Genomic DNA, 6,511 nt, shown 5'->3' with positions numbered 1-6,511 from the left:
GAAAGCCACATTGCCGGTCGCGACGGCGAACTCGATCGGGAACGGGCCGACATCCTCGGTCATCGTCAGCGGATACGTGTTGTGGAAGAAGCGCCGCTGGTAGAGCTCGGCCGGCGGGAAGTAGAACGAGAACCGGGCCGCCGTCCCCTCGAACCCGCCGTGAACGTACCGGTGTGGCACGGGTTCCGTGCGTTCCTCACTGACGTCGATATACGGCTTTTCGTATTCAGCCATCTCGGGCCCCTCATCTCGATATACAGGTTGTATGGTACTTTTACACTTTGTATAGTGAAGTGCAAGGTGCGGAGGGGCCAGAGAAGGCCGCGGGCATGATCGGAGATATTGGGGGGATGACCGAGAAACCTCGTGCCAGCCTGCGCGAAGAGCAACGGAAGCTGACTCGCAATCGGCTGCTTGACGCCGCGGTCGGTGTGCTCTCCGAGAAATCCATCATCGACACGACGATGGAGGACATCGCCCGGGCGGCCGGCGTCACCCGAGTGACGGTCTACGCCCACTTCCCCGGCAAGGCGGAGATCGTCGACGCGCTGGCCGAACGCGTCTACGGCGTGCTGGGGACCGCTTTCGCCGACCTGGCCGCGCTGCCCCGCTGGAACCGGACGACGGTCCGGGCCTGGCTGGACACGGCCGCCAACCGATGGTCGGACGTGGCGCCGATCCTGCGCGTTGTCCGACCGCTCTCCTCGGCCGTGAACCGTAACTCCACCGACGCGCGGGACCAGTTCGTCAGCGCGCAGCAGAGCTACACCGTCGCGCTGCTGGAGAACCAGGCACGCTGGCGGCAGGTGGCACCCGCCGAGGCGGCTCAGCGTGCCCGGATGGCTGTCCTGCAGACAGAGGCTTTCCTGTCGGCCTGGCTGATCGCCGGCGTGCCGATGGACGAGGACGACCCCCTCATCCTGCTCACCGACTCCCTGTGCCACCTGCTCGGACCGGCCTGCGAACGCGACGAGTCAGACCCGGACTCTAGAAAGGGCAAAGATGGATACAGCTAGTGGCTCCGGCCGCTTCATCGGCCGCACGGTGATCGTGACCGGTGCGGGTTCGGGCATCGGACGCGCCACCGCGGTCCGGATCGCCGCCGAGGGCGGCCACGTGGTCGCGGTCGATCTGGACCGCACCCGCCTGGAGACGTTGCTCGACGATTGCGGCCCGGCGAAGGTCACGGCAGTGCCCGCCGACATCACCGACCCCGCGTCGGTCTCCGCGATCGTCGCGGCGGCCGGCCGGCCGGTGGACGGGCTGGCCAATGTCGCCGGGATCATGGATGGCTTCGTGCCGCCATCGGAGGTGGACGACGATCTCTGGGACCGAGTCCTGGCCGTCAACCTCACGGCCACCATGCGACTGACCCGGGAAGTGCTGCCCGCCATGATCGAGGCCGGGCGCGGATCGATCGTGAATGTGGCCTCCGAGGCGGCCCTCCGCCCGTCAGCGGCCGCCGCCTACACCGCTTCCAAACACGCCGTCGTCGGGTACACCCGTAGCGTCGCCTTCTTCCACGGACCGCAGGGGATCCGTGCCAACGTGGTCGCGCCGGGCGCGGGGCGCCGGAGTCACTCGCCGCTTGCGTCGTCATCGTCGGCCGCCCTCTTCGCCGCACCCACGGTCAGGCAGGCGGCTGCCACTCGTCCTGCGGCCGTGCACTGGTGCGAATCAGCCGGCCCAGGATCGGCAGGGCGACGTGCATGGCCAACTCCAGCGCGGCTGCATCCTCATCGGACAGCGTTGCCAGCAGCTTGCCGAGCCGTTGCTGGTGCGCCGCGCGCCGCTGATCGAGCACCGCCCGGCCATTCGGAGTGATTGCCACCAGCGTCGCCCGGCCGTCCCCGGGGTCCGGCACCCGTTCGACCCAGCCTTGTTTGGCCAGCCGTTGCACGAGTTCGGTCATGGCAGGCTGGCTCACTCCAGCACCGGCGGCCAGCGTTGTGACGCGGGCCGGACCTTCCTGCTCCAGCCGAACCAGATTCGACATCGTGGTGAGGCCGGGGCCGTCACGATCGCTCAGGTGCCGCCCCAGCAGCGCCGTCGCCTGATGTAACCCGTCGTCGACGATCTGCCGGTAGCCCTCACGGACGACACGATTCACACTGACATGTGTATCGCTTACCTATCCAGAACGCAAGATAAGGCGATCACATCAGTCGGGTTTACATAAGCATCCGATGCAGCAGAGGATTTGCCCTTACATCTTGTAAAGACAACATATGATGTGTACGGTCGGCCCATGAGCGGCCCGGGAGCGACCAGTGTCGATCCGCCGGGCAGCCTGCGGGCGAGACAGAAGCAGCTGACCCGCGACCGGCTGCTCGACGCGGCGGTTACCGTCTTCGCGGACAAGTCGTTCGTGGACGCGACGATGGACGACATCGCCCGGGCGGCCGGCGTCGCCCGGGTCACCGTCTACGCCCACTTCCCCGGCAAGAACGACATCATCCAGGCCCTCGCCACCCAGGTGTACGAGGCCATGGGTGAGGTCTTCGCCGCCCTCGGCGCTCTACCCGGCTGGAGCGCCGCCGGCATCCGCTCCTGGCTCGAGGAGACCGCACGGGCCTGGCAGCCCATCGCCCGTACCCTGCGCGTCATCCATGTCGAGGGCGCGGTGGCCCTGTCCAAGACCGACCGCGCCGCGGCCGCCGCCCGCGATCGCTACGTCGAGGAGCACGAGCGCTACGCGGCGATGCTCACCGCCGTTCGCGGCCGGTGGCGCGGGAGGACGGCGGCCGAGTCCCGTCAACGAGCACTGATGGCAGTCCTGCAAACCGAGTCGTTTCTCACCGCCTGGCTCGCCGCCGGCGTAGCCATGCCCGCGGACGATCCGCTCGATCTGCTCACCAGCTCGGTGTGCCACCTGCTCGGGGTGGCGGCCGAGAACACCACATGGGAGGTTTGATGACCGACACCCAGATCCCCGCGTACGACATCGCCCGTGATGCCCGATGTCCGCTGGACCCGGCTCCGGCCATGCGTGCCCGCCAGCAGGAAGGTCCCGTGACCCGGGTACGGCTGTGGGATGGCAGTACCCCCTGGCTGGTCACCGGCCACGCCGCCCATCGCCAGGTCCTCGGCCACCCGGCCGTGAGCGCCGACCCGGCCCGGGGCACCCCGGCGCTGTCGGAGGCCGAGGGGCACGCCGTGAAAGCCCAGATCGCCCGGCCGCCGGAGCCCGGATCCAACACCGGCTTCATCATGATGGACGACCCGGAACACAACCGCCTGCGCCGCATGGTCACCTCCGCGTTCACCATCAAGCGGATGACCGCCCTGCGCCCGGCGGTTCAGAAGATCGCCGATGACCTCGTCGACGACCTGCTCGCCGGGCCGAACCCCACCGACTTCGTCGAGGCGTATGCGCTGCCGCTGCCGTCGCTGGCCATCTCCGCGCTGCTCGGCGTCCCGTACGATGATCATGAATTTTTCCAGAGCAACAGCAAGCTGCTGATCAACCGTGACACCAGCGCCGAAGACCGCGGCGCGGCCCACGGCCGGCTCGCCGACTACCTGGACGGGCTGATCGGGGAAAAGATCAAGAATCCGGACGAGGCCCTGCTCTCCGGGCTCGTCGAGCGGATCGGGAACGGCGAACTGACCCGCAAGGGTGCGGCCAACATGGCCGTGCTGATGCTCTTCGCCGGGCACGAGACCACCGCCAACATGGTCGCTCTGGGCACCCTCGCCCTGTTGGAGCACCCCGAGCAGGCCGCCCGGCTGCGCGATACCGACGACCCCAAGCTGATCGCCGCGGCGGCCGAGGAACTGCTGCGCTTCCTCACCATCACCCACGGCGGGCTGCGCCGGGTGGCGCTGGAGGACATCGAGGTCGCCGGGCAGACCATCCGGGCCGGCGAGCCGATCATCGTGGTCAACGAGACCGCCAACCGCGATCCCGAGGCGTTCCCCGACCCCGACCGTCTCGACCTGACCCGCGACGCCCGCCAGCAGGCCTCCTTCGGCTACGGCATCCACCAGTGCCTCGGCCAGCCCCTCGCCCGCCTGGAGCTGCAGATCGCGTACCAGACCATCCTGCGCCGCGTGCCCACCCTGCGGCTGGCCGCGACGCTGGACGAGATCCCGTTCAAGCACGACGGCTTCGTCTACGGCGCCTACTCGTTGCCCGTGGCCTGGTGAGAGGAGAAGCCGCCATGATGTACCGCTCCGAGTTCTCCATCGGCGGCGAGTGGGCGAAGCCCACGTCGGCCGGTGTCCACCAGGTTGTCTCACCGTCCAGCGAGGAAGTCGTCGGCGAGGTCCCCGAGGCCACCAACGCCGACATGGACCGCGCTGTGGCCGCCGCCCGCCAGGCTTTCGACGAGGGTCCCTGGCCACGGATGTCACCGGCCGAGCGCGCCGACATCCTCGCCCGGGCCGCCGAACTGCTGCGCCAACGCACCCCCGACGTGGCCGCGGTGCTCGTCGACGAGATGGGCATCGCGATCAGCCAGGCACCCCAGCAGATGTCGCTGGTGGCACCGGTCTTCGACTACTACGCCGACCTCGCCCGCGGCTACGAGTTCGAGCGGCCGGTCCTGCACGCTGGCCTTGGCGCGCTGGTCACCGGCGTACCCGTGGGGGTCGTCGCCGCGATCGTGCCGTGGAACGCTCCGGTCACCCTGGCCACCTGGAAGGTCGCGCCCGCCCTTGCCGCGGGCTGCACCGTGGTGCTCAAGCCGCCGCTGGAGTCCCCGCTGAGCAACTACATCCTCGCCGAGGCCCTGCACGAGGCGGGCGTACCGGCCGGGGTCTTCAACCTCGTACCCGGCGGCCGGGACGTCGGCGAACACCTGGTCACCCACCCGGGCACCGACAAGGTCGCCTTCACCGGTTCCACCGCCGCCGGCAAGCGCATCATGAGCCTGTGCGGCGAGCAGATCAAGCGGGTCTCGCTGGAACTGGGCGGTAAGTCGGCCGCGCTGATCCTCGACGACGCCGACGTTGCCACCACGGTCACCGCGTTGGTCCACCAAGGCATGCACAACTCCGGGCAGGTCTGCGGCATGCAGAGCCGCCTGCTGATCCCCCGCCCGCGCTACGCCGAGGCCCTCGACGCCGCCGCCGCGGCAATCGCGGCTGTGCCCGTCGGCGACCCGCACGAGACGACGACGGTGGTTGGCCCGCTGGTCGCCGAGCGCCAGCGAGACCGGGTCGAGGGCTACCTGCGCCTCGCCACCGAGGAAGGCGCCCGCATCGTCGCCGGCGGCAGCCGCCCCGCCCACCTCAGCAAAGGCTGGTATGTCGAACCGACCGTCGTCGGCGACGCCACCAACCAGATGCGGGTGGTCCGGGAGGAGATCTTCGGGCCGGTCGTCTGCCTGGTCCCCTACGACGGCGACGACGAGGGCGTAACCATCGCCAACGACAGCCCCTACGGCCTGGCCGGCAGCGTCTTCACCGCCGACGACGCCCGCGGGCTGGCCGTCGCCCGGCGCCTGCGCACCGGCTCGGTGACCGTCAACCGCAACTTCCCGCCGATGCCGCTGACCCCGTTCGGCGGCTTCCGCGAGTCCGGCATCGGCCGCGAACTCGGCGTCGAGGGCCTGCAGGGTTACCTCGAAACCCGCACCATCAGCGTACCGGCGTCGCTCGCCGGGGGTGCGCGATGAGGGCCGCGGTCGCGTACGAGCCCGGCACTCCCCTGGTCCTTGAGGACGTGCCGGTGCCGAAGATCGGCCCGCGCGACGTGCTGGTCCGCGTCGCCGCCAGCGGCATCTGCCACACCGACGTCACCGCCATGCGCAACACCGGCCGCACCGACCCGCTCGTGCCCGGCCACGAAGCCTGCGGCACCGTCGAGGAGGTCGGCCCGGAGGTCCGCCGAGTCAAGCCCGGCGACCGGGTGCTCGCCTCGGTCACCCCAGCCTGCGGCACCTGCTGGTGGTGCACCAACGCCATGTCCAACCACTGCGAACGCGGCCCCCTGCGGTTCCGGCCCCGCCTCGATCTGAGCGACGGGCGTCAGGCGGTGGCCCTGTGCGGCTGCGGCTCGTTCGCCGAGGCCATGGTCGTCGACGAGTCGACCGTGGTCGCGGTCGAGACGAGCCTGCCCGACGAGCAGCTGGCGCTGCTCGGCTGCGGCGTGATGACCGGCTTGGGCGCAGCCCTGCACACCGCCGGCGTACGCCCGGGAGACAGCGTGGCCGTCATCGGTTGCGGCGGGGTCGGACAAGCCGTGATCCAGGGCGCCCGCATCGCCGGCGCGTCCACCATCATCGCAATCGACCTCAGCGCCGGGCGCCGCGACGGCAGCCTCGCGGTCGGCGCCACCCACGCCCTCGACCCCGGCGACGGCGACCCGGTCGCCCAGGTCAAGGACCTGACCGGCGGCCGCGGCGCCGACCACGCCTTCGAGGTCGTCGGCGTGCCCGCGCTGATGCTCCAGGCGTTCCACATGACCCGGCCCGAGGGCACGGTGTCGCTGATCGGCATGCCGCACGCCATGGACGCGGTCCTGCCCCTGCCCGCGATGCAACTGCTCGGCTCCGGCCGGCGTATC

7 protein-coding genes and 1 pseudogene are annotated in these 6,511 nt (G+C 70.1%); 6 read left to right on the top strand and 2 right to left on the bottom strand.

Going from position 1 to position 6,511, the window contains the following annotated elements:
- Positions 1-234, bottom strand: a 234-nt coding sequence (locus RBH18_RS42490; RefSeq protein WP_306216194.1) for a hypothetical protein, incomplete at its 3' end; no start/stop codon positions are given.
- Positions 235-350: 116 nt separating this feature from the next.
- Between RBH18_RS42490 and RBH18_RS42485 the strand changes: the two genes are divergently transcribed.
- The gene (locus RBH18_RS42485; protein ID WP_306216193.1) at positions 351-1,016 is read left to right on the top strand and encodes a TetR/AcrR family transcriptional regulator; all 666 of its coding nucleotides are present in this window, start codon (positions 351-353) and stop codon (positions 1,014-1,016) included.
- A pseudogene (locus RBH18_RS42480) lies at positions 1,003-1,554 on the top strand (SDR family NAD(P)-dependent oxidoreductase); the annotation flags it as partial. The gene RBH18_RS42485 and the pseudogene RBH18_RS42480, both read left to right, overlap by 14 nt.
- Before the next feature lie 76 nt (positions 1,555-1,630).
- Here RBH18_RS42480 and RBH18_RS42475 read toward each other — a convergent pair.
- Positions 1,631-2,110 (bottom strand): MarR family winged helix-turn-helix transcriptional regulator, encoded by a 480-nt coding sequence (locus RBH18_RS42475; protein WP_306216192.1) that lies wholly within the window; start codon positions 2,108-2,110, stop codon positions 1,631-1,633.
- Between the two features lie 138 nt (positions 2,111-2,248).
- Here RBH18_RS42475 and RBH18_RS42470 point away from each other — a divergent pair, with 138 nt between their 5' ends.
- From RBH18_RS42470 to RBH18_RS42455, 4 genes are all read left to right on the top strand, one after another.
- The gene (locus tag RBH18_RS42470; protein WP_306216191.1) at positions 2,249-2,914 is read left to right on the top strand and encodes a TetR/AcrR family transcriptional regulator; all 666 of its coding nucleotides are present in this window, start codon (positions 2,249-2,251) and stop codon (positions 2,912-2,914) included.
- Positions 2,914-4,149: a cytochrome P450 gene (locus RBH18_RS42465; RefSeq protein WP_306216190.1), complete on the top strand. Its 1,236-nt coding sequence runs from the start codon at positions 2,914-2,916 to the stop codon at positions 4,147-4,149. Before RBH18_RS42470 ends, RBH18_RS42465 begins: the two co-directional genes overlap by 1 nt.
- A gap of 14 nt (positions 4,150-4,163) precedes the next feature.
- Positions 4,164-5,621: an aldehyde dehydrogenase gene (locus RBH18_RS42460; RefSeq protein WP_306216189.1), complete on the top strand. Its 1,458-nt coding sequence runs from the start codon at positions 4,164-4,166 to the stop codon at positions 5,619-5,621.
- Positions 5,618-6,511 (top strand): alcohol dehydrogenase catalytic domain-containing protein (locus RBH18_RS42455; protein WP_306216188.1); only part of this gene is annotated, 894 nt, incomplete at its 3' end. The genes RBH18_RS42460 and RBH18_RS42455, both read left to right, overlap by 4 nt.

The organism is Actinoplanes oryzae (genome assembly GCF_030757795.1).
Lineage (GTDB): Bacteria > Actinomycetota > Actinomycetes > Mycobacteriales > Micromonosporaceae > Actinoplanes.
The sequence above is the reverse complement of the archived record's forward strand: the minus strand, read 5'-3'. Positions and strand labels throughout refer to the sequence as shown.

Excerpts from the sequence above, each read along its gene's own strand:
- RBH18_RS42470 (WP_306216191.1), top strand. The coding sequence starts at position 2,249 with ATGAGCGGCCCGGGAGCGACCAGTGTCGATCCGCCGGGCAGCCTGCGG.
- RBH18_RS42460 (WP_306216189.1), top strand. The coding sequence starts at position 4,164 with ATGATGTACCGCTCCGAGTTCTCCATCGGCGGCGAGTGGGCGAAGCCC.
- RBH18_RS42465 (WP_306216190.1), top strand. The coding sequence starts at position 2,914 with ATGACCGACACCCAGATCCCCGCGTACGACATCGCCCGTGATGCCCGA.
- RBH18_RS42485 (WP_306216193.1), top strand. The coding sequence starts at position 351 with ATGACCGAGAAACCTCGTGCCAGCCTGCGCGAAGAGCAACGGAAGCTG.